This is a genomic window from Psychrobacter sp. 1Y6 (assembly GCF_052258385.2).
Classification (GTDB): domain Bacteria; phylum Pseudomonadota; class Gammaproteobacteria; order Pseudomonadales; family Moraxellaceae; genus Psychrobacter.
On sequence record NZ_JBQQEW020000001.1, the window covers coordinates 2,695,922 to 2,716,844 of the forward strand.

Genomic DNA, 20,923 nt, shown 5'->3' on the forward strand with positions numbered 1-20,923 from the left:
ATTGATATCGTCTATTTTTTTTGGATATGACCAGTCACGGTGCATAGGCTTTATTAGTTGCCCCACTCTCTATATAATCGCCTGTTATACATTCAACAAATATTGATAGATAGCGCTAATCTCTCGAAAGTGAATCATTGCTACCATCAGTATGCATAGCATCATTTTCTACGTTGTGTTCTTGGTGTGATCACATACTTTGTTTGGTACACCATCCATTTATATCTGACTTGGCCAGAATTGCTTATGAAGCCTGCTCACTCTCCCCATCTCCCAATATGGCTTGCGTTAATTCTAACGTTGACCATGGTCATCGTTGTTCGAGAAACGGCGGTTGTTCTCTGTCAAATGGCAGGCATCGAAAAAGCGGCCAATATTGTCGGTTTAGTTGCGATGTTTGTCATTTTGATGGCGTGGCGACTGCTCAAGGGGTTACCGAGCTGGCTCACACAGGCCAGTAATACATTGCTAGTCGATAGTGGTTTTGCCTTCTTACCAGTTTCTGCTGGTGCAGGCTTGTTGCTATTTGCTCTAGGAGATGAGCTATGGGGTGTGATGATAACGATGATCGTTAGTACGCTCATCCCATTGTGGGGACTGGCATTACTGGCCAATCGTTGGCTCAATCACGCTGCAAACACTGATAGTTCGCCTACCACTGAGCAAAAGGGACAGCCCTGAGCTGCGGAGAAATATTATGACTTTTGACAGCGTATTTATAGCAACCCTAGCCGCAATATTATTGACATTAGCAGCACACGTAATTGCACGTATATTGGCACGTAAGTTGTCCTGGCTACCGATGGTCATTACCGCACTTGTCCTAGTGCTTGTTTTCCTATTTGTACTGCAGTGGGATTACAACAACTATTACAGCGCGGCAAAACCTGTATTTGACCATCTGTTGGGATATGTCACGGTACTTCTGGCTGTGCCATTGGCGGCGATGAATTTCAAAGGCTTACCAGTCAAAAAGCTCACTCTAATTGTCGCTATTGCTAGTGTCGTTGGCGCATTACTACCTATGTCGTTGGCTTACTTATTTTCACTCAGCCATGAGACCCTATTAGCTTTTGCTACCCGTTCTGTGACGACGCCGATTGGCTTGAGCGTGGCAGATTTAATCAAAGCACCATTGGCCATGGCTAACCTAATTATCATCGTCTCAGGTCTGATAGGTGGTACTGTTGCTCGCTTTTTGTTCCGTGGTATCAATGATGACCGCGCTAAAGGATTGGCACTGGGGTTAGCAGCTCACGCGTTTGGTACAGTAGAGGCATGGCAAATCAGTCACACAGCCGGACGTTATGCTGCATTTGGTTTGGCAGTGAACGGGTTAGTTACCGCAGTTTGGGTGCCTATCTTTATCAGTGCTATCGGTATCTAGTCGTAACTAGAACCCTACCTAAACTATTCTTATATTTTTAAAAACCTAACCATTAATAGGCTTATTTACTGTTGATTTCAGATTAAAGATTACCTCGACTATTCAAATGTCATTATTATTTTTAAAAAAATTGAGACACTTTATTTATATGAATTCATAAGCGCAAAAAGCCCACTACAAATGGTTCGTTAAGTAACTTAGAAAAGTTAGTATATTGATTTATCTAAGATTATTTAATAATAAAAATCTGATTTTACAACTTAGTTTGTCAATCTGATGCGCCAAAAAGTTATTATATGTTATAGTAAGCAACTATTATTTTTTGTATCTATGGCAAGTGGTTCCTTATTGAAAGTGATAATTGCTAAGCTGCTGTCCTCACAGTGGGCTAAATAATTTTGCAAAATCAGTAACCGCTTAAGCGCCTAAATCAACGCATATATAGGCAAAACAATTTGCTGTTATTCGATAAAAAGTGATTTTACTATGATAAATACGGCTACTTTGATGACTCGCTGCTTATCTCCCCTTTTACTAAGTGCAATGGCTCTTTCGACCTTTTCTATCGCTGCCAATGCAGGCAATATGTATATCTACAAAGACAAAGGTGGACAAGTACTGTTGACCAACGTCAATCCTAGTGGAAATTTTGATAAGTTTACGAAAAAAGTAAAAGTAACTTATTATAAAGACTCTAAGATGTATGACGGAAGCAGCGATAGCTATGGTAGCAGTGCCGCTAGCAACAGCGGAAGTCGCAACTCTTACGACAGCTACATTCGTGCGTCCGCTGAGCGCAACGGTGTGGACCCTGCCCTAATGAAAGCAATGATGCACACTGAATCAGCTTTCAATCCAAACGCACGCTCACCAGTGGGGGCGCAAGGGCTTATGCAGTTGATGCCAGCGACTGCGCGCCGCTTCAATGTCAGCAATCCTTGGAACCCTGCAGATAATATCGAAGGATCAGCTAAGTATATCGCTTGGCTCATGCGCCGCTTCAATAACAATGTCGAACATGCTGTCGCAGGCTACAATGCAGGCGAAGGCAATGTCGATAAATACGGTGGCATTCCTCCGTTCAAAGAAACACGTAACTATGTTCAAAGAGTGATGAGCCGTTATCATAGCTTGTATAAGAACGATGCAGGACTGTTTGGTGCAAGTATCAGTGCTAACAATCAAACCAGTAGCACCAGTACAAGTAGTGGCTTACAAAATGTCAGTTATGGCACTAGCAGCAATGTTAATAGTGCCAGCTATGCCAACTCAGCCTATGCTGCTTTACGCTAAGCCAATTACCTAAAATCCAAACACAAAAAAGCCCATTAACGAATTAATGGGCTTTTTTGTGTTTGGATGCTTTATATCTTGATGCATTAAGAGTAATAAAGCCAAACTGTGAGCCACAATTAAAGACTCACAGCCTTATCTAACACTATTTGATACTTACTTGTTAGCAGCCTGAGTTGCAGCAACTTCAGCAGCGAAGTCTTCTTGCTTCTTCTCGATGCCTTCACCAACTTCTAGACGTTTGAAGCCAAGTACTTTTACGCCTTCAGCTTTTAGGACTTCGCCAACTTTCTTGTCGTTGTCCATAACGTATGGCTGACGTAGTAAAGTTACTTCGTCTAGGTACTTACGTAGGCCACCTTCGATCATTTTTTCAACGATGTTATCAGGCTTGCCAGACTCACGAGCTTTTGCTTCAATGATGTCTTTTTCGCGTGCCAATACGTCAGCAGCAACATCTTCATCATCTACAGCAACAGGGTTGAATGCAGCGATATGCATAGCAAGGTTCTTACCAGTGTCAGCGTCGCCACCTTCATAAGATACAACTACACCGATACGTAGACCATGGCGGTATGCAGCGATGTTAGCACCTTCAAGGGTTTCAACACGGCGAATCTGGATGTTTTCACCGATTTTCTGTACTAGTGATACACGTGCTTCTTCAACAGTCTGACCTTCACCATAAGACAATTCAGAGATAGCAGCAACGTCAGTTACGTTGTTTTCTAGTGCAAGGTTAGCAACTTTTTCTGCAAATGCAGTGAAGCTGTCATCTTTTGCAACGAAATCAGTCTGGCAGTTAACTTCTAACAAGAATGCTTTGTTTTCGCCTTGAGCGATGATGATAGCGCCGTCAGCTGCGATGTTACCCGCTTTTTTAGCTGCTTTAGCTTGACCAGATTTACGTAGGTTATCAATGGCAACTTCAACATCACCGTTTGATTCTTCTAACGCTTTTTTACATTCCATCATGCCAAGACCAGTACGGTCACGCAATTCTTTTACCATTTTGGCAGATACTTTTACTTCTGTCATAAGAGTCACCTTAGTATAGTTATGTATAGGAGTGCTGGATTTCTAAATGCTGTATTTCTATTCGATATCTTAGTATTACTTAAAATCTAGCAGACAGCTCGTTTTGAACGATTACTAATATAGCCATAGATAATGTCAAACAAATAACATCTGTACAATATAGCGATATGACCAGTAGGAGCGATAATACTCGCTCAATAGCTACTCGCTTATACGCATGACGTTATTAATAAGGCTTTATTCAATAACAAGGCATGACGAGTAAAACTACATCATGCCTATTATGAACTTATACGCTGTTCAAAACATTATATGGATGCTGATAGATACACTATCAAGACATCCTTACAAAGTTAAACTTTTTAAGTCAGCTACTTATTCTGCTGGAGTTGCAGCAGCTTCTTCTGCAGCTGGCGCTTCTTCAGTTACAGCAGGTGCTTGCTCAGCTTTACCACCAGCTTGAGTTTGTGCGTATTCTTTACCAGCGATGATAGCATCAGCCATAGAAGTTACGTACAAAGTCACAGCACGGATAGCATCATCGTTAGCTGGGATAATGTAATCAACGTTGTCTGGGCTAGAGTTAGTATCAACGATACCGATAACTGGGATACCCAAGTTCTTGGCTTCTTTAATAGCGATAGCTTCGTGATCTACGTCTACTACAAAGATAGCGTCAGGTAGACCGCCCATATCTTTGATACCACCTAGTGAACGCTCAAGTTTTTCCATATCGCGAGTACGCTCTAGCGCTTCACGCTTAGTTAGCTTAGCGAAAGTACCGTCTTCTGCTTGCTTTTCTAGCTCTTTTAGACGGTTGATTGACTGACGTAGAGTTTTCCAGTTAGTCAACATACCACCTAACCAGCGATGGTCAACGTATGGCATACCAGCGCGAGCTGCTTGCTCACGTACGATACCGCTTGCAGCGCGTTTAGTACCAACAAATAATACTTTGTTTTTCTTAGCAGCTAGGCCGTTTACGTAAGTCAACGCTTCGTTGAACGCTTTTACGGTGTGCTCTAAGTTGATGATATGGATTTTGTTACGTGCGCCAAAGATGTATGGACCCATTTTTGGGTTCCAAAAACGTGTTTGGTGACCAAAGTGAGCGCCTGCTTGTAGTAAGTCGCGCATTTCGATTTTGGTTGGATTCTTTGTAGCCATGAGAATATATCCTATTGGTTGGGTTATGCCTCCACATCACAAAAACAGCCTATTTAGCGACACGCATCTGCTACCGGTTAGTTTTCATTAGTAAAGCACTAACAGATCACAAATTAATCAAGTCGCCAAACACCCAGCAATTTTTTGCCATGATGTGTGTGTCATTGGTTGGTTTAAAAAAAGAAGCTATCGCTAGATTGAAGCAAATGCCCAAATCTAAACTATAAAGTGAATTATAAAAAATAGCTGCGCTGTATTTTATCACATAACGTCTTGGAATCTCCAGCAGTTTGTTTGTAGTGTATCAATAAGATAAAAACAAACTATGGCGATAATAAAACAAAAAAAAGCGACACATTTGCATCGATTTTTTCATGATTATTTTTCTAATAGCTATTTTTTAAGTGAGGTTAATGCTGTCGCTCTTTTATAGTTATCACTCGTTTATAGAGGATTGACTATAATTTATGCAATGCAAATACCAATAACCGCCTTGTAACCACGCCACGTAAATGGTGTGATATAACTTTGACGGTCTTTAGGTAAATAAGACACGCTTGGCGCACTCTCAACAATGTGCGGCGGAGAGATAATAAACTCTGAACCAAACTCTGTCCGAGCGTTACCTGAGATTGTATTGGCCATTTCACCCAACAAATCTTTCATCATGGTGATTGAAGAGTCAGGCTCACCCATCACTTTGATGACTTCTCGCAACATCACGCTTGGTGCACTGACATAGACGCAGCCTTCTAAAGGCCCTGATATCTTAATGACACCGCTATAATCAAAGCCAATCGCGCTTTTGTTGTTGTTCAAGTAAGGGGTATCAATTGACACTTCCGAGCCATCGATTTGCGCAAAAAATGCATTGATCGAGCTTAGAAACACACCCAATTTTTCTACTTTAACCATAATATATTAATATCCATCTGTATTACGTGGCAGCATTAGTCTTGCAAACAAACCACAATCTCGCCTACTTGAGAATGCCAAGTGATGGGAATGATAAAAGAACGCTCATCGTTCGGCAATACAATACTTTGCGGCGCACCTTTGAACACAAATGGTACAGAGATATGAAACTCTGAGCCAAACTCTTTACGTGCATTGCCTGCGATGGTGTTGGCCACTTCCCCAGCCAGATCTACATAGTTCTCTTCACTTTTATCGGTTTCGCCCATGCTGTCTAATATTGAAGACAGCAAGTCACGCGTCGCCGAAAAATATACCACGCCTTTTTGGCCACCAGATATACCAATCACGCCCGTATAATCGTGGACTTTTGGCTGTTTGTTTTCTAGTAAGTAAGGAGTATCAGCAATAAGCTCTTCTCCACCAAACTGGTCAAAATAATTACTAATAATACTTAAAAAAATCTGTAGCTTTTGCTCTTTCATAATGACATCTGCTTTGGTCGATGAATGGTATTAGTCTTGCATCAGCTCATACAAAGACTCTACAAGCTCCTCTTCCGAAAAAGGCTTGCACAAAAATCCGCTAGCACCTAGTGACAGTGCTTCAATGCCGGTGGCTTTGTCCGATAACGCTGATACCACTAAAATGCGTACTTCAGGATCAATCGCGATGATTTTTTCAATACATTCTAGCCCATCCATTTGTGGCATGGTTAGATCCATGGTGATCACATCAGGACGGTGGACATTGAACTTTTCGATGGCTTGAACACCGCTGGTCGCTGTTGCAACCAGCATGAACTTTCCTGAATCGTATGCGCGCTGAATACGGTTTCTAATAATATTTGAATCATCAACAATCATTAACTTATGCATAACTTATCTACTACCTTTAATGAAGTGCTTGTCGTCCCTGACAATATAATTACTATTTTGATTAAGCTTTAGGTAAAGTAATGACAAACCGTGTCATCTGACCCAGCTCGCTATTTACGTTAAGCTTGCCATCATACTCTTTTACTTTTGCTTTGATGATATCAAGTCCAACACCGCGGCCACCGTCTTCATCTGCGTGCTCTTTGGTAGAGAATCCAGAAGAGAACAGCTGTTTGAGCAAGTCACCTTTGCTAAGCTGATTTGCGTCTTCTGTACCGAAACGACCTTCTTCAATCAGTTTATTACGGATGTTGTCATAGTTGATACCTTGTCCATCGTCTTGAACAACCAACATAAAGTTTGAACCGTTGTCTTGCACTTCCAAATCAATGGTCCCAACGTCAGGTTTGCCAGTAGTATGACGCACACTTGGTGACTCGATACCATGGACTACCGCATTACGCAGCAACTGAATACTGATTTCTTTGATTGGCTTTGCCAGATGCGCTGGAATACTTGTTTGGGTCAGCGTCGTACTTTTTAGTTGTACTCGCTTGCCTTGTCTGGCAGCAATCTCTTTTGTAAACTCATTGTAAAAAGACAATAAATCGTCATCTGCTTCATTGTCTAAGTCGATATCTAGCCCACCATCAAAGTCAGCATTGCTAGCTGCATGGTCTGCTACTGAATTTTGAGTAGCAATTGGTGCTTGTACGGTTGACGACTTAGCTGCTGTCGGTGCTGAGCGGTTGATACGCTCACCCAATGTCGCAATCGTGTTCGATAAGCTAAGCAAGTCATCCAAATGTACTGCCAATGGTAGGAAGTCATTACCAGACAACTGACCTTGGTTTTGTAATGCATGTAACTTATCTTCAGCATCAGAAGCAATCTTCGTAAAGCTATGTAGTTTTAGTGCTGATGCTTCACCTTTTAAGCTATGCATTTCACGATAAATAGCTTTCAATTTGCCTTCAAGCTCGTATTGTGAGCTACCAGGATTTTTCAAGATATTATTCATCTTCTCGATATGCGCTTGGGTATTACCAATAAACTCATTAATAATCTTCGGATTTACATTCAAGATAGTCGTCAACATCTCAATCTGCATATCGTTTTGCGAACGCTCTTTTTCTAGGCGCTGTTCTAAGTAGACTGCATCTGATACATCATTCACGTTGACCAAAATACGGGCAATGTCTTTATTGTCATAAACACGTGAGAATTTAAAATCCAAGAAGCGATTATCAAGACTCTTGTCGTCAGATAAGTTATGCAGCATGACCTTATTCAACGGGTTAAGTGAATCTACTAGCTTTTCTTTAACGCGAGGGTTATAGAGCTGTTCAATGAATTGCTGTGTGGTCTTAAGGTCTTTATCAGAGATACGGCCACGCAAGACATTGGTAAAGTTTTCCCCTGCCAAGCTATCAGAGCCGATGATATTGTTCAGCGCTCGAGAATGCTGTTGACCAATATTCAAGTCTTTATCCAGTAGGAAAAGACCCGTATTCACTGTTTCCATAATTTCTTGCGTTTCTTGGCGAGCGGCAAGTGCTTCAGCATCCGTCTCACGTAGACGACGTACAAAGAAGAATACGAAGATTAGGAAGTAGGTAAAGATAGCGGCAACACCAAGCACCTGGATAAGACGAATGGTAGTTGCTTGACGCTCTGCACTATTAAATACATCTTTTGTCAGACTATCTAAAGAGTCGTTAATAAACAAACTTGATGTCTTAGCCTGCTCAACAGCCTGTGTCAGATTATCCTCAGAGGAAATCATGATATTGTCAGCATCTTTTAGATATGTTTGAATCTTAGGCTCTAGCGCTTTCCATTGCTCATTGGCCGCAGCAATATTGGTTTGTGCTTGACTATCAATTTTTGGCAAGTCATAGCTATTACCTTCTGCATCTGTAATTGTACTGCCTTGCTCAATAGCAGCAATCGAGCTGGTGATTAGCGCAGTATTTTGTTCTAAACGGCTTAGCACTCGTTGTATATGGGGAGAGTTAGTATCCTCACCATAACTACTGTCTAAATCGAAAAGATCTTTAATTACTGCCTGTGCACTGTTTGCAACTTGGTTAGTTTGGTCAATTAAAGCGGTGTTTCTTTCTAATAAATTTGAGGTATAAAACGTAAACGCCAGCAAAGCACCGATTAGAGATAAAAATAGTGCAATTGAAATAATCAGACCTTGATAGCGCTTATTGTCAACATTAGGTACGGTTGCCATCTTCAGAATTCCTTAGTTCAATTGCTTGGTGTTGGTGTCAGAGTCGCTCTTTTCAGCAGGGTCAGCTTCACCCAACCAGCGCGCCTCAATTTCTTTAAATGTCCCTTTTTCTTTTAGTTTGGCAATACCTTCATTAACCGTTTTGATAAGCTGAGTATTTTCTTTTGCCATGAGCACCACTTGCTGGGCTGAAGGTGCATCTGCAGCTTCATAGGGTACAATTTTCACTTTATGCTCAGGATAGCCTTTGACGATATATTGTAAGACTGGCATATCGTACAAGAAGACATCCGTATTACCTTGAACCAAATCCTGATACGCCAAAAATGCTGTAGGTCTCGAAATTAGCTCAACTGAACTGCCCATTTCTTTTAGCGTGTCTTCTTCTTTAGAGCCTTCTAACGTACCTGCTTTTAGACCTTTTATATCGTTTAAGCCTTTTATATCGAACTTACCTTCCAAATACATGATAGTAGCTGGGTTGAAAAAGTATGGTGTTGATAGACCATATCTCACTGCCCGATCGTCTTTGTAAGAAATACCAGAAATCGCTAGATCACGCTTTCCTGTTTCGACGCTATCGAACATATCTTGCCAAGTTTCCTTATAAAACTCGACTTTGAATCCCTGCTCTTCACCAATAGCACGAATTGAATCAACATCAGTGCCTTGCATATTGCCATAGTCATCTTGGAATGAAAAAGGCGGCAAATCACCAGTCATGGCAACTTTCAATGTTGGCGCTGTATCAGGTAGCTTACTCACAAAGCTATCTATATTTTCCTTTACTGGGGCGCTTGCATTTTCTTGAGTAGCAGAATTACCACAGCCAAATAGGCCCACACTCAACAAAATCGGTAACGCTCGATATAACTGCTTCATAATCTATCCTTGAGACCTAACGTTGTTTTACGTTTTAATTAATTGACAATCTAGCAAGGTTAAGCAATGTCTATACATATTCACTTACAGAAAGTTACGCTAGATAGTACTTGCCTAATTTCACGATTGCAATAATTATGTTTGGTTATTATTTAAGGTAAGCCATATATAGCAAAGGCTGCATATAATCGTAAATAATATATACTCGTTTATAATCAATAAATTCCATCATATAGAATGCCTATAAAATTTAATTTGGCTTTGAATAAAAATAAATAGAGCGCACAAAAAAGCACTCATACGCTGTGACCGTATGAGTGCTTTTTAAAATACAGTTAACTTAAAATAGAAACGCTGTTACTCTGCATCGTCCAAATTTAGATTACGATCAATTTTCCAAATCAGGAAAGAACCGAAACTCATTAGTGAGAACAGGGCAATACCAACTTTGAGAACTGGGTTGACTGGAAACAGGTTCAATAGCAAGCCACCAAAGATACCGACTGAAAACATTAGCGAACCTTGTAGTGCACTTGCCATACCAGCACGGCGTTTCTGAAAAGCGAGCGCAATTGCAGAAGCATTAGGCTGAGTCAGACCCAGTCCTGCGATACAAAAGAAAATACAAGCCAGCACCAGTGGCAACCAAGCATCCGTCCCTAAAAGTAAGCCAGTCACAAATAGCACGCCCGCGGAGATAACCTGCATCATTGCCCCAAATCGCAAAATACTTAGTATTCGAAAGCGGTTGGTAAGCCATTGGTTCAACTGAGTCAAACCTACAAAACCTGCCGCATTCATTCCGAACAACCAAGCGAAATGTGTCGCTGAGACGCCATAAGTATCCATAATTAGCTCTGAAGCCGAGCTGATATAGACAAACATTGCTCCCATTAACAATCCACCACCAATTGCTGGATAGTTAAAAGTCGGGTCTTTTAATAAATCCCAATATTGACTGAGCACTTCTCTTGCAGGGCGTACGTTACGATTTTCTTCGGTCAAAGTTTCAAAAAAGAAAAACTTAGTAAGTAGCAAGTTTAGAGCGCCAAATGCAGCTAAAAACCAAAAGATAGAATGCCAATCAAAAAACTGTAAGAATAGCGCGCCAAGCGATGGTGCTAATATGGGTGCTAAGCCCATCACTAAAATCATGATGGAAAAAGCTTTTGCCGTTTGCTTGGCCGTAAGGCGATCGCGAATTGCGGCACGAGTAACTACTGCACCGACACAGGCGCCTAATGCTTGTAAAGTACGGCCTGCAAAAAGTACGTACTCATTATCAGTGGTCGCACAAAGAATAGAAGCGACAACATATAGCGTCATACCTATATATAAAGGTTTGACACGGCCAACACGGTCACTGAAGGGTCCGTAAAATAGCTGCCCAAATACCAAGCCCAAAAAGTATGCAGGAACAGAGTTGGCCATAAATGCCGTTGAAACACCAAAATCATCTGCCATCGATGGCAATGCTGGTAGATACATATCAATCGATAATGGTCCTACCGCCACCATCAGCCCAAGCATCATAATCCATGCGACAGGCAAATCGGCAGAGCGCACTCGCTCAGAAGCGATAGGTTTGTTTGGGAGGGAGGGTTTTGAAGCAGACATATTTAGACCGTTTTATATAGTGGCTATTATTTTTAATATTTTATTTTTCGACGTTTAATTGCTTGCACGTGTTGTTAGGTAGGCTTTCGTCATTTTACTGGCTTATCTAGTAATCGAAATAGATACCTTTAACGACAATAGTGCATCTTTACCCACATCGGTGCAAGCAGACAATGCTATATCGTGCTATCTGCTTGCATTTCAATGGCCATAAGATATTGGCGAAATAACCGCTAACAATTAAACCTGTTAAAATAATTTACCAAAATATGTCTGGTATTCTTAAGTAGCAACCTCTTCTATTAAAGTGAATTAAACGAAAATAACGCTAGCAAATTTACTGATAGCAAAAATTTAGCGGAATTGGCGTTTGCCAAATAAGGTGCTGGCCTGCTTTGCTTTTCTAAGAGCAAGCTTACGATTACGACCAAGCATCATTTTAAGCTGCCATGCTTTTTCTTTATATAAAGTCTTAGCAGGTTGATCATACATCGCATTTATCACGCGTTTGCTTGCTAGCACTGCATCAGGAGAGCGCTCTGCGAATTCGGCAGCAAGTTTTTGTGCCTGTTCAAGAGGCGCCTCACTACAGTGGCTAATCAAGCCTAACTCTTTGCCTTCATTAGCATCGATGATACGAGCGCTCATGGCGAGCTCTTTTAGAGTGTCTTCTCTTAGAACTCCAAATGCCGATTGAGTCAGTCCCATATCTGGCACTAACCCCCATTTAGCTTCCATAATAGATAATTGACAGTCAGGGTGACTGACACGTATGTCACAAGCCAACGCCAACTGCAACCCAGCGCCGATACAATACCCTTCCAATACTGCTATGACAGGTACTGGTAGATCACGCCATACCAAGCATACTCGTTGGAACGCACTTTGCCATGGCTTAATCAATTCCCAAAGCGCAAATGCTGTGTTTTTTGGATGATTTAAGTCTCCTAAATCAATACCTGCACAAAACGTCCCCTCTGCCCCATTTAGAATGACTGCTCGTATGGTTCTGTCCTTGCTGATACGACCTGCCAGCTTAATCAACTCATTGATTACTTGAAAGCTCATGGCATTTTTTTTATGTGGACGATTTAAGGTAACCGTCAGTATGTTGTCTGTAATACTAACTTGTAAGGTCTCATACTGGTAACTTGCAATCGCGTTCATAACAATCCTTATTAATGAATAAAATAAATCTGGTACTGATATTCACAATATTAGCAGGCTTGTCTTTGTTGTACCGTAGTAATAACTGACTGCCACGATACTATCCTCAGTTTCATATACAACAGATATAGATTGTCTAGTTGATAGCGACTAGCAAATTTAACGAGGTTACTTATAGCTCTCTAAACCTGAATGATTTTATCTATTTTACTTCATCCTCAACTTATATCATTTTCCACGTCATATCATTTTCGCTCAAGCGATGATAATTAAGCTGCGGATAAGAAGATAAATCTACTTTTTGCAAGTTGTCTAGCGCCGTTAACAATGCCTCATAATAAGGCTCAATCATTGTAAACTGCACAGGTGTCGTATGCTGTACATTCAGCAGGCACTTATCTTCCAAATCTTGGCTAGCCTGACGCAGTTGCGGTACACCTGTATATCGACTACCGCCCAGTATACGATGGGCAATTTGTGCCAGCATATTGCGGTCATGAGCTTCCCATGCCTGAATAAGCGCTTGCTTTTCATCATTGATAGTATCGATCATCATGATAATAAGCTTGGCTGCCAATTCAGGTTTATTCGCTGAACGAGTGAGCGCATCTTGCCAATCTAAAATGTTTGAGGTATCACTTTTGCTTATATTTTTGTTACTAAGGTCATTATTGATTTGCTCATGTAAAGTCGTATTATCGTGAGCTGTTCTATCTTGGGGGCTTTGGTCTTGAAAGCTGTCGATAGACTTTGTTGGTGATTGTAGTAGTGGCGATTGACCTTGTTTTTGTAAACGTAAGCTTTCATAGCGCGGCTGAATATCACGCGCAGTATCTCGTCTATAGCCTTCACGAGGCTGGCTATCGCGCAAATAATCATCACGGATTTTTTTCAGGGATAGTGGACGGGTAATTTTCGGCTCGCTACTGACAGAGGTACTATCACGATCTACCCCGTTTCCTCTTATCATTGGATAAGTAGCGGTTAATGTATCTGAACTATCTTGAGTCTCTTGACCATTTACATTGTTAGAGCGCAAGTCATTTGATAAATCATTATCATTGATTGAGTAACCGCGCAGCGAGTCAATAGCAATTAGCTCAGCCTCTGATGAGTCGGTGCCCTTTACGTTAGCATTTTGTACATTAGCACCTTGTAAGTTATCACCCTGTAAGTCAGGATGCTGTAACCCAAAACTCTGCAAATCTGTATCGGGCAACGCGGTCAATTGTGGTGTCGTACTCTTACGACCAAGCCATTTCTGTAGCACTTGCAATAACTGAGGTTGGCTAATCGGTTTGCCGACATAGTCATTGATACCGCTGGCTATAAGTTTGTCACGTTCATCTGCCAACCCATGCGCGGTCAGAGCGATAATAGGGATACGACTATCTGCATTTTCGATATTTCGGATTTGCTTAGCTGCCTCATGTCCTGACATACGCGGCATTTGAATATCCATAAATATCAGATCAATATTATCTTTGTCTTGAGTGGCTGCTTTGTCGTCAGCGCTCGTGTCCTCATGATAGAACGCGCTGTTTGTTTTCTTACTTATCTCATCACGTGTTTCTGCTTTAGAAAGTTGCGTTTTATTCGATAGGCTTTGCTTATCACTCTTGGCAGTTTTAATATTTTTGGTTTGTTGTTTACTGATAATTTCGATAGCATCAAACCCACTGCTCGCAGTAACTACCTGAATCCCTAGCTCGCTCAATAGAGCATCAAGCACTAGTAAATTGGGCAAATGGTCATCAACTGCCAGTACCGTGACCCCTTTCCAGCGTGGTTCCTGCAGGCTTTGCGGCGTACTACGGCTTTGCGTATCAAGCATCGCGTACAGCTGTCTTTTGTCTAATGGCTCATACAGTATGTTGGCATGATAGCGATTGAGTAGCGCTTGATCGGCTGCCACTTGATAGCCAAATACAGCAAGCTTGCCTTGATAATGCAAACGTATTTGCTTAAGGAGCGCCATCATATCGTCTTGCGTGTCATCATCAACGATGACCCAATCCCAATAATTACCGTGCTCTTTCAATGACTCAAGCACACCTGGTAATGAATTGGCTTGAGTCAACTTAATTGGTAAATACTGTAAGCTGGCCTTTAGTACTTGTATCGAAGCAGTATGATTGATCCAAACCAGTACATTAAACTCATCGGTCTCGCTTGCCAGTGGCGCTAATACTGGTAATTCAATCGTTTGACCAGTGGCTGCCTCTAGCACATCGACATGAGCCGGCATGCGAAACCAAAACGTCGCACCTTGGTTGGCAATATTTTCTTGGGCATTATCATGAAATCCAATATCACCGCCCATCAAGCGCGTCAACTGTTTAGAGATGACCAGACCTAACCCTGTACCACCATACTGACGCGTGATTGATGGGTCGCCTTGGCTAAAGCTTTGGAACAGCATTTTTTGATCTGCAAGGGAAATACCTTTGCCGCTATCTTGCACACTAATCATCAGATAATTATCACGGTGGTCATCTAAGCTCACACGCACCACCACATCACCACTATCCGTAAATTTAATGGCATTACCAACGATATTGGTCAATACTTGCTTAAGACGTAACGCATCGCCGTTGATGCGCATCGGCACATCATTGTAAAACAGTACTGCCATACGTAAACCCTTCTCCGCAGAGACAGGAGATAGCATATCAACCACATCATAAATAGTGTCATAAAGATCAAATTCATGACGATCCAGTACTAGCTTGCCTGCCTCGATTTTAGAAAAGTCTAAGACATCATTTACCAAAGCGAGCAAATGTGCTGAGGACTTACGTATAGTCTGTACATACAAGTCCTGTTCAGGATTAAGCTCGCCATGACGTGCCAGCAAGTTAATAAAGCCATCGATACTGTTCAATGGTGTACGCAGTTCATGACTGATATTGGCTAAAAACGCAGACTTTGCTTGGCTGGTTGAAATCGCTGCATCACGTGCATTTCGAATAGAGATGTTTTGCATCTCCATTTCATCAAATGCCAACCGTAAATCATCCTCAGTTTGTTCGGCATGGTCTTTGAGCTCTTGAAAGCTTCTATGTAAGCGGCGTAACGTTCTGACTAAATCTTGCTGTAATAGATTCAGTTCACCATCTGACTCTACTGGTACAGGTTGGTATAAATTATCGACATGGGTACGTTGCAACTGCAAACGCAGCTCATAAATGGGGGCAATCCAACGTTTTGAATAGATATTTAGACTCAGTAGTAGAATCAAAATAGTAAACAGGCCGGTAATCACTAACGCCATCGCAATACGGTAGCGTGCAATATAGAGCGGCTCATTATCCATATCGACGAGCAGCCACAACGTTTGCCCTTCAAACTCTCCCAATACACTGCCATACGCTGTGCCTACAGGCGTTGGTCGTTGTGACAAAAAGCTTGCGGAATCACTGATTAGCGGCCACTCTTCATTGAGACCATAACCGACGGTTGCTAGTATTTGATTGCCTTCATTAATAATAGCAATGCGCTGTACATGCTGCTCAGACTGCATACGTCCAAGCTTATCTTGGATACCCTCTAGCGTCGTCATCGCCGCTTGTTGGGTCCTCTCAGCACTACTCCCTACTTGCTGGCGCTCTTGTTCTAGCAGCTCAGGAATCAGTTCAGCTATGACTGGCGTATAACGAATAAGTACCGCTTCGGCCAATACTTCTTGCTCCGAGTCGCTCGCACGCATGGTTTCGTGAAATACCAAGATGCCGCCTACTGCTGCCAACACACAGATAGGCAAAAACACCAGTATGATCAGCTGACCATAAGCACTACTGGTATCGAAACGTTTTTTATATGCCATGCTAGGTCTACTCTCTACTAAGGTTCTTGCCGTGAATTTTTGTAATAATGTCAGTATTCGTGATACTTATAGCATGTCGTGTCAAAGCATTTGGGTAAGGCGCTACTTTTAATGAAGCCACTAATCGTTAATAAGGTCACTGGTTTTGATAAGACAATTGATATATAACTCAAGATTATCTTAACAGGATTCTATAAGTTCTGGTTAAGCATTCTATATGATGAACAACGTTATAATTAGAGTACCAACCACTCTGTGTTAAAGAGAATATGGCTGTAAGCAATGGTCCTACTTTTGCAGCCTTCAACGTAACATTGACATTGACTTGATACAGTGACTATTAATCCTTGATGCGATAAGCGCAGCTGAAAACAAAATGATATAATAAAGCCACTTTTTATTTACCACAATATATCGCTCATAGTCATAACATATGAGAGCGCACTCTAATGCCTTTCGTTTTTAGCTCGCTTATGACCGTAAACCTATAACCCAAGCGACTGTCTAAAATTATGATCAAACAATAAAAACAGCGCTTCCATCAAAAACAAGCCATTAAAAACATATCTAAAAAATAGAAAAGGATACTTTATGTCCACTACGGCCATGTCAAATGCTAACTTTATTACTCAAATCACTACCCTCGCTGATTGCGTTGGTCAAACGCCGCTTGTACAACTTCAACGCCTACCTGAGCAAGAGCACATTGCCAATGGCGCCACAGTATTAGCTAAGCTTGAAGGTAATAATCCAGCGGGCTCAGTAAAGGATCGTCCTGCTTTTAATATGATTTATCAAGCAGAACAGCGCGGTGATATCAAGCCTGGTGATATGTTGATTGAAGCCACTAGTGGCAATACTGGTATTGCATTGGCCATGGTCGCTGCAATGCGTGGCTACCCAATAACATTGCTGATGCCAACCAACTCTACCCAAGAGCGTAAAGATGCCATGATTGCTTATGGCGCAACGCTGATTGAAGTAGACGAAGGTATGGAAGCTGCACGTGATTTGGCATTACAGATGCAAGCAGATGGCAAAGGGGTTGTATTAGATCAGTTTAATAATCCTGATAATAGTCAAGCACATTACCTGACTACAGGCCCTGAGCTATGGGCACAGACAGAAGGTAAAATTACGCATTTTATTAGCTCGATGGGCACGACAGGTACGATTACTGGTGTATCACGCTACCTAAAAGAGCAAAACCCAGACGTCAAAATCATCGGCCTACAGCCTGACGAAGAAGCTTCGATTGCTGGTATTCGCCGTTGGCCAGCGGCTTATATGCCAGGTATTTTTGATGCAGATTTGATTGATGAAGTGATGGATATCGATCAGCGTATTGCCGAAGTCTATATGCGTAAATTGGCGAAGACTGAAGGTATCTTTGCTGGAGTATCTTCGGGCGCAGCTGCATGGGCAGCGACCCAAGTGGCAAAAGCAAATCCTAATGCTGTTATTGCTTTTATTGTCTGCGATCGTGGCGATCGTTATTTATCAACGGGTTTATATAACGTTGACGATAGTAATACGGATAACAGCAGCGCAGAAGTTAATTAATGCATAAGAAATACCATTTAGTAACGTTAATTTAAAAAAGTGCAGAGCAGCCAAGTGCAGATGCAATACTTCAAGCAAGGTTAGCGCTGTCATTTTTTTATAATGAATTAACTATAAGCTCATAAATAGTCAGGATTATCTATGTCACAAGCGCTACCATCCGACCCTATATTGGTTTTTGATATCGAGACTGTCGCTGATGTCGATGCAGCACGCCGTATCTATCCGCAATTGGCCGATCTTAATGATGCAGATGCGTTAAGCGCGCTGACAGCCATACGTACGCAAGAGGCAGGGCACGACTTTATGCGCTTGCCACTACAACGCATCGTCTGTATCTCAGCTCTGTATATCAAGGATGGTAAGTTATCGCTATTTTCTTTGACTGCCGATAAATTTAGTGAAAAAGAAATCCTAGCCAAATTCTTTAGAGCGTTTAACGACATTGAAACACTGCCGCAACTTATTAGCTGGAATGGCTCAGGCTTTGACATACCTGTACTGATATATCGTGCCATGCAATATGATTTGTCAGCACCATGGCTGTTCGAAGAAGGCGAGCGTATTAAAAACATGCGCTTTGATAACTATGTTAACCGTTTTCATACGCGTCATCTAGACTTGATGGATCGGTTTAGCCAGTACGGTGCTAGTCGCCGTGAAGCCATGGATATTGTCGCAAGTTTGTATGGATTACCTGGTAAAACTGATGTAGATGGCAGCATGGTCGGCGCGCTTGTTAGTAGCGGTGACTGGCAGACCCTATCTATATACTGTGAGTCTGATGTTATGAACACTTGGCTTATTTATTTACGCTGGTTACGTCTAACAGGACAGTTGTCTTCACAAGATTTTGATGCTTGGCAGCAGCAGAGCTATGACTATCTGGCAAAGTATACCCAAGCTGACGGTAGTCCGCGACATCAAGAGTTTATCGCTGACTGGTCATCGGCACCCGAATTATAGAAATCGCATTATTAGTAGTTTTTTATTCCCCTCTTCTAGTTATTTATTATTAAGGCAGGTTTATGCAACCCACCGATTCAAAAACATCTACAGCATCTGATATGGCAGCGCAAAACAGTAACGCTCAAACGAATGAAGCTCAAACAAACGACACCCAAACGATTGTCATTCCGCCTAGTAAGAAAAAATCGAAGCCATCATCAAAGACACGTCGTCGCCTAAAAGATGCAGAGCCAATTCCATTTAATATTGATGGCTTGTCACATGATGGTCGCGGCGTTGCTGTCTATGGTAATGGTTTTGACGTTGCGGAAGGCCATGCTGAAGACAAACACGGCAAAAAAATCTTTGTTAGCTTTGCTCTACCAGGTGAAAGCGCCTTAGTAAAAATAACCAACAGCCGTGCTAGCTTTGAAGAAGGCGATGCCATTAGTATTACCGCCAATCCAAACCCTGAACGTGCTGTCCCATCCTGCCCGCATTTCGGTACCTGCGGCGGTTGCAACTTGCAGCACTGGCAGCCAGATGGTCAAATAAACTTTAAACAATCAGTACTGGCTGAAATGCTGATGCATCAAGCCAACGCGGAACCTGACAATTGGCTCGCCCCTGTGGTCGGTGATCGTCTTGGTTATCGTACCAAAGCACGTTTGGGCGTGCGCTATGTTGTCAAAAAAGAAACCGCGCTTGTCGGCTTCCGCGAGCGTTCAAGTAACTTCTTGGCAGAGCTAAATGAATGTCATATCTTGGATCCACGTATTGGATTTGAGATTGAAAACCTAAAAACGCTTATTAGCACTTTAGAGAGTCGTGACAAGATTGCTCAGCTTGAGCTTGCAATGGGTGAGCAACTGCCAGAACTACCTGATGGCAATCAGCCAGTTGCGCTCATCGTACGTAATTTAGAACCGTTATCAGATACTGATATAGACAAACTAAAAGTGTTTTTCGCAGCGCGTAATTGGCAGCTATATTTGCAGTCGAAAGGCGTTGATAGCATCCAACGTATTGCGTTGACAGACGCTGATGATTTGAGCGAGCAATTTGGTCGTTTATATTATCAATTGCCAGAGTATGATCTGACTTTTGAATTTATCCCTACTGACTTTACTCAAGTAAACTTATCGGTCAACCGTCAGATGACCAAGCTTGCCTGTGACTTATTGGACTTAAAAGCAGGCGAACGCGTACTAGATTTATTCAGTGGTTTGGGTAACTTTAGCTTACCGCTAGCGCGCCTCGTTGGCGAGACAGGCTCAGTAGTCGGTGTCGAAGGCAGTGAAGCCATGACCAAACGTGCTGCTGACAACGCTCGTCGCAATGGTATCAACAATACTGAGTTTTATAGTCAAGATTTGACTCAAGACTGTACTGATAAGCCATGGGCCAACCAAGGCTTTGATGCACTGTTGATTGATCCACCGCGCTCTGGTGCTTGGGAGATTATGCAATATTTGCCAAAATTTAATGCTGAGCGCATTGTTTATGTCTCTTGTAATCCAGCGACCCTTGCTCGTGATACAAAAGCATTGTTAGAACAAGGCTATCGTCTGACTCATGCTGGCGTGATGGATATGTTCTGCCATACAGGTCATGTTGAATCTATCGCTCGCTTTGAAAAAGTAGCGGTTTAACATTATTAATCTTCAAGAATGATTAATAGTTAGTAACAACTAATAGTTGAACCTAATTAAAGAGACAATTAAGTGTTATTACAATTACCTAAGATAATTAAAAGCTTTGATAAGTTTGTGCTAATAAATAGCCATTATTTAGCGTAATTGACCACAGCCGTACAGAGGCTCGCTTGATTTGTCACTTTAAAATGAGATAATAGTAAACAATCTTCCTATGTTTTTGATGATGTTTCCAATCGCTACATAGCAAGCATTTGCACTCATAGCTTTATATATTTTACGCGCATTTTATAGCTGCTAAAAATCACATTTTTAGCAGTTGTATTGGTTTATAGCTGACACTTT

At 41.8% G+C, this 20,923-nt stretch carries 16 protein-coding genes; 6 read left to right on the forward strand and 10 right to left on the reverse strand.

Annotation, left to right across the window (positions count from 1 at the left end):
- Window positions 1-246: 246 nt before the first annotated feature.
- From ACTXGF_RS24995 to ACTXGF_RS25005, 3 genes are all read left to right on the forward strand, one after another.
- The gene (locus ACTXGF_RS24995; RefSeq protein ID WP_443533575.1) at window positions 247-681 is read left to right on the forward strand and encodes a CidA/LrgA family protein; all 435 of its coding nucleotides are present in this window, start codon (window positions 247-249) and stop codon (window positions 679-681) included.
- A 16-nt stretch (window positions 682-697) separates the two neighbouring features.
- Window positions 698-1,387 carry an LrgB family protein gene (locus tag ACTXGF_RS25000; protein WP_443533573.1) on the forward strand — a complete coding sequence of 230 codons (690 nt, stop codon included), beginning with the start codon at window positions 698-700 and terminating at the stop codon, window positions 1,385-1,387.
- A 486-nt stretch (window positions 1,388-1,873) separates the two neighbouring features.
- Window positions 1,874-2,680: a lytic transglycosylase domain-containing protein gene (locus ACTXGF_RS25005; protein ID WP_443533571.1), complete on the forward strand. Its 807-nt coding sequence runs from the start codon at window positions 1,874-1,876 to the stop codon at window positions 2,678-2,680.
- A gap of 156 nt (window positions 2,681-2,836) precedes the next feature.
- On the opposite strand, the gene tsf is transcribed toward ACTXGF_RS25005, so the two are convergent.
- From tsf to ACTXGF_RS25055, 10 genes are all read right to left on the reverse strand, one after another.
- A complete protein-coding gene (gene tsf, locus ACTXGF_RS25010) occupies window positions 2,837-3,718 on the reverse strand; it encodes a translation elongation factor Ts (RefSeq protein WP_114701165.1) in 882 nt (293 codons plus the stop codon).
- A gap of 375 nt (window positions 3,719-4,093) precedes the next feature.
- Window positions 4,094-4,885 carry a 30S ribosomal protein S2 gene (rpsB, locus tag ACTXGF_RS25015; RefSeq protein ID WP_443533569.1) on the reverse strand — a complete coding sequence of 264 codons (792 nt, stop codon included), beginning with the start codon at window positions 4,883-4,885 and terminating at the stop codon, window positions 4,094-4,096.
- A gap of 465 nt (window positions 4,886-5,350) precedes the next feature.
- On the reverse strand, window positions 5,351-5,800 hold the full coding sequence (locus tag ACTXGF_RS25020) for a chemotaxis protein CheX (protein WP_057758429.1): 450 nt from the start codon (window positions 5,798-5,800) through the stop codon (window positions 5,351-5,353).
- Between the two features lie 35 nt (window positions 5,801-5,835).
- The gene (locus ACTXGF_RS25025) at window positions 5,836-6,285 is read right to left on the reverse strand and encodes a chemotaxis protein CheX (RefSeq protein ID WP_057758427.1); all 450 of its coding nucleotides are present in this window, start codon (window positions 6,283-6,285) and stop codon (window positions 5,836-5,838) included.
- Between the two features lie 30 nt (window positions 6,286-6,315).
- Window positions 6,316-6,678: a response regulator gene (locus ACTXGF_RS25030; RefSeq protein WP_057758425.1), complete on the reverse strand. Its 363-nt coding sequence runs from the start codon at window positions 6,676-6,678 to the stop codon at window positions 6,316-6,318.
- Window positions 6,679-6,739: 61 nt separating this feature from the next.
- Window positions 6,740-8,920: an ATP-binding protein gene (locus tag ACTXGF_RS25035; RefSeq protein ID WP_443533566.1), complete on the reverse strand. Its 2,181-nt coding sequence runs from the start codon at window positions 8,918-8,920 to the stop codon at window positions 6,740-6,742.
- A gap of 12 nt (window positions 8,921-8,932) precedes the next feature.
- Complete coding sequence (locus ACTXGF_RS25040; protein WP_443533564.1) at window positions 8,933-9,802, reverse strand: transporter substrate-binding domain-containing protein; 870 nt, start codon at window positions 9,800-9,802, stop codon at window positions 8,933-8,935.
- A 357-nt stretch (window positions 9,803-10,159) separates the two neighbouring features.
- Window positions 10,160-11,419, reverse strand: a complete 1,260-nt coding sequence (locus ACTXGF_RS25045) for a multidrug effflux MFS transporter (RefSeq protein ID WP_443533562.1) — start codon at window positions 11,417-11,419, stop codon at window positions 10,160-10,162.
- A 354-nt stretch (window positions 11,420-11,773) separates the two neighbouring features.
- A complete protein-coding gene (locus ACTXGF_RS25050; RefSeq protein ID WP_134292623.1) occupies window positions 11,774-12,586 on the reverse strand; it encodes a crotonase/enoyl-CoA hydratase family protein in 813 nt (270 codons plus the stop codon).
- Between the two features lie 223 nt (window positions 12,587-12,809).
- Window positions 12,810-16,412, reverse strand: a complete 3,603-nt coding sequence (locus ACTXGF_RS25055; protein ID WP_443533559.1) for a hybrid sensor histidine kinase/response regulator — start codon at window positions 16,410-16,412, stop codon at window positions 12,810-12,812.
- Window positions 16,413-17,003: 591 nt separating this feature from the next.
- Between ACTXGF_RS25055 and cysM the strand changes: the two genes are divergently transcribed.
- The 3 genes from cysM (at window position 17,004) to rlmD (ending at window position 20,575) form a co-directional block, all read left to right on the forward strand.
- Window positions 17,004-17,975: a cysteine synthase CysM gene (gene cysM / locus ACTXGF_RS25060; RefSeq protein WP_414706926.1), complete on the forward strand. Its 972-nt coding sequence runs from the start codon at window positions 17,004-17,006 to the stop codon at window positions 17,973-17,975.
- Between the two features lie 141 nt (window positions 17,976-18,116).
- Window positions 18,117-18,941: a 3'-5' exonuclease gene (locus ACTXGF_RS25065; protein WP_057758412.1), complete on the forward strand. Its 825-nt coding sequence runs from the start codon at window positions 18,117-18,119 to the stop codon at window positions 18,939-18,941.
- Between the two features lie 62 nt (window positions 18,942-19,003).
- Window positions 19,004-20,575 (forward strand): 23S rRNA (uracil(1939)-C(5))-methyltransferase RlmD, encoded by a 1,572-nt coding sequence (rlmD, locus tag ACTXGF_RS25070; protein ID WP_443533557.1) that lies wholly within the window; start codon window positions 19,004-19,006, stop codon window positions 20,573-20,575.
- Window positions 20,576-20,923: the final 348 nt, after the last annotated feature.

Bases quoted from the DNA above. Each gene is read 5' to 3' on its own strand.
- ACTXGF_RS24995 (WP_443533575.1), top strand. From the start codon at position 247: ATGAAGCCTGCTCACTCTCCCCATCTCCCAATATGGCTTGCGTTAATT.
- ACTXGF_RS25000 (WP_443533573.1), top strand. From the start codon at position 698: ATGACTTTTGACAGCGTATTTATAGCAACCCTAGCCGCAATATTATTG.
- ACTXGF_RS25005 (WP_443533571.1), top strand. From the start codon at position 1,874: ATGATAAATACGGCTACTTTGATGACTCGCTGCTTATCTCCCCTTTTA.
- tsf (WP_114701165.1), bottom strand. From the start codon at position 3,718: ATGACAGAAGTAAAAGTATCTGCCAAAATGGTAAAAGAATTGCGTGAC.
- rpsB (WP_443533569.1), bottom strand. From the start codon at position 4,885: ATGGCTACAAAGAATCCAACCAAAATCGAAATGCGCGACTTACTACAA.
- ACTXGF_RS25020 (WP_057758429.1), bottom strand. From the start codon at position 5,800: ATGGTTAAAGTAGAAAAATTGGGTGTGTTTCTAAGCTCGATCAATGCA.
- ACTXGF_RS25025 (WP_057758427.1), bottom strand. From the start codon at position 6,285: ATGAAAGAGCAAAAGCTACAGATTTTTTTAAGTATTATTAGTAATTAT.
- ACTXGF_RS25030 (WP_057758425.1), bottom strand. From the start codon at position 6,678: ATGCATAAGTTAATGATTGTTGATGATTCAAATATTATTAGAAACCGT.
- ACTXGF_RS25035 (WP_443533566.1), bottom strand. From the start codon at position 8,920: ATGGCAACCGTACCTAATGTTGACAATAAGCGCTATCAAGGTCTGATT.
- ACTXGF_RS25040 (WP_443533564.1), bottom strand. From the start codon at position 9,802: ATGAAGCAGTTATATCGAGCGTTACCGATTTTGTTGAGTGTGGGCCTA.
- ACTXGF_RS25045 (WP_443533562.1), bottom strand. From the start codon at position 11,419: ATGTCTGCTTCAAAACCCTCCCTCCCAAACAAACCTATCGCTTCTGAG.
- ACTXGF_RS25050 (WP_134292623.1), bottom strand. From the start codon at position 12,586: ATGAACGCGATTGCAAGTTACCAGTATGAGACCTTACAAGTTAGTATT.
- ACTXGF_RS25055 (WP_443533559.1), bottom strand. From the start codon at position 16,412: ATGGCATATAAAAAACGTTTCGATACCAGTAGTGCTTATGGTCAGCTG.
- cysM (WP_414706926.1), top strand. From the start codon at position 17,004: ATGTCCACTACGGCCATGTCAAATGCTAACTTTATTACTCAAATCACT.
- ACTXGF_RS25065 (WP_057758412.1), top strand. From the start codon at position 18,117: ATGTCACAAGCGCTACCATCCGACCCTATATTGGTTTTTGATATCGAG.
- rlmD (WP_443533557.1), top strand. From the start codon at position 19,004: ATGCAACCCACCGATTCAAAAACATCTACAGCATCTGATATGGCAGCG.